The sequence below is a fragment of the Streptomyces sp. MK37H genome, from assembly GCF_018035285.1.
Taxonomy (GTDB): Bacteria; Actinomycetota; Actinomycetes; order Streptomycetales; family Streptomycetaceae; genus Streptomyces; species Streptomyces endocoffeicus.
In genome coordinates, this window is sequence record NZ_JAAAYH010000760.1 from 1 (window position 1) to 2,079 (window position 2,079).

The 2,079-nt window shown below is 75.8% G+C and carries 2 protein-coding genes; one reads left to right on the plus strand and one right to left on the minus strand.

The genetic code is table 11. The features are described from left to right. Positions 1 to 1,160 (minus strand): helix-turn-helix domain-containing protein (locus GWI24_RS46010; protein WP_308344286.1); only part of this gene is annotated, 1,160 nt, incomplete at its 3' end. A 245-nt stretch (positions 1,161 to 1,405) separates the two neighbouring features. Here GWI24_RS46010 and GWI24_RS43625 point away from each other — a divergent pair. Further along, positions 1,406 to 2,079: hypothetical protein (locus tag GWI24_RS43625; protein WP_210951549.1), on the plus strand; the 674-nt coding region annotated here is incomplete at its 3' end.

Below are 2,079 nucleotides of genomic sequence, written 5' to 3' on the forward strand. Positions count from 1 at the left end.
CCTGTGGCTGCGGGTTCGGTCTTGGTCGTGGGCGCGCCGGGCGGTTGGGCGTGGGTGCCGTCGGTCCGGGTGTCGTCGGCCCGATCGCCGTTGGCCCGGCCGCCGTTGGCCCGGTTGGTGGTCGGGGACCACGGGCGAGGTGGTCGGGCCTGCCCGGTGGCCGGGGGTCCGGCTTCGCCCGTGGGCGGCGTGCCGGGCGGTTGGGCCTGGGTGCCGTCGGCCCGATTGCCGTCCGCCCGGTCGGTGGCGTCACCGCGCTGGTGTGGGGTTCCGTCCTGGTGTGGGCTGCCGTTCCGGTGTGGGCTGCCGTTCCGGTGTGCGGCCTCGCCCCGCCGCGCGGCGCTACGGCCCTGCGCCGACCGGATCGGGCCGGTTTCGCCTCCGGGTCGGCCCGGTGCGGGGTCGGCCGCGGCGGATGCCTGGTGTGCGGCCGGGTGGGCGTCGGATATCGGAGTGGCCGTCGACGCGGCGGCCGGGGTGGCGGCGTCCGGCCGTACATCTCGTCGCCCATCGGCTCCCGCGCGCGGCTGAACGTCGGGTGAGAGGTCACCCGCCTCCGGCCCGGTGCTGCCCTCTCCGGCCGTGCCGGTAGCCGTGGCCGCGTCCGGGTGAGGGTCGGTCACCGGGTCCGGGCCGGACGCGGCGACGCGCGCCTGACGGCGGTCGGCGGCCGGGGGCGCGGCGGGCGTCGCGGCGGTCCCGGACGCGTCCGACGCGGCGTCGGCGCCTCGTAGGTCGGCCGACTGCCGCGGCTCACCGCCACCGGACCGGGCGTCCGTCCCCCGTGCGGTGCCGGCCGCGGCCGGGCGGTCGGCCGGGTTCTCGCCGTCGCCCGCGGCCGGACGCTCAGCGCCGTCGCCGCGGCGCGGAGTCGACACGGCGCCCTCGCGGTCGGCCTCGCGTGCGCGGCGCTTGGCGGCGTCCGCGAGGATCCAGCGGCGGTGGAGGGCGACCAGCTCCTCCGGGGTGGCGCCGCACAGCCGGGCGAAGCGCTCGACGGGGGCGTAGTCCGCCGGGACCGCGTCGCCGTTGCAGTAGCGGTGCAGCGTGGACGTGCTGACGTGCAGTCGTGTGGCCAGCGAGCCGTAACTGCGGCCCGAGCGCTCCTTCAGCGCCCGCAGTCTCTCGGCGAAGTCCTCGACCTCTTTGGCGTTCCCCACGCCGACCACCCCCCAATATCGTCCCCGGCACCGCGAATCGTCCCGTGGGCGTCCCACGAGCGCGTTCCAGGGTGTTGTCATACCCCCAAGTCAGCGTACGTGCAGGCGTTCCAGCGTCCCGAATGCCCTGCCGGCCGTAGCCGCCACGGCCAGGTGGCGCACACGCTTGTCCTGCCGCCGCGACCTCCCGGTGCGACGGCGACATGCTGAAACCCTGAGATCGGGAAGAGACGGGGAAACACCTCATGCGCAAGCCCACGCACTCATTCCGCGGCGCCGCGCTCGGCGTCGTGGCAGCGGCCGTCGGGGTCGTGACCGTGGCCGGGACCGGGCCGGCTCAGGCCCATGCACCGTCGGCCCAGGCCCAGGCCCAGGCCCAGGCCCGGGCGGGGGCGGGGGCGCAGGTGGCCGTGCCCCTGCGCACCCCCGGCCACCTCGTGCCGAGGGAGCTCCCGCCGCATCCGAGCTCCGACTGGTACGCGAGTGATGTCACCAAGGGCCTGCCCGAGACCCCTCCGTTCTGCGTGGAGAAGACCTTCCCGTCGGCCGGGGCGACCCACCGCACCTTCTGGACCGAGTACGACACCGGCGCCACCCAGATCGTGGTCAGGACCGGCACGGTCGAGGCGGCCCGCAAGCTCGCCGCCGCGGCCGAGAAGAAGATCCGGAACTGCGCCGCCGACTGGGAGAACCAGTACCCGGAGGGCACCGCCTCATGGCGGGACTACGGCGCCCTGACGGCCGAGGACGGCGCCCATGTCTACGGCGTCCACACCTCGTACCCGGACTCGGAGCCCGGCATCCACCTCTTCGGTGTGGGCCGCGACGGCCGGACCGTCACCGTCGTGACGTGGGGCGAGATGGGCGGCTACGACCAGGCGCCGCTGGCCGACTTCAAGCGCACCACCACGACTGCCGT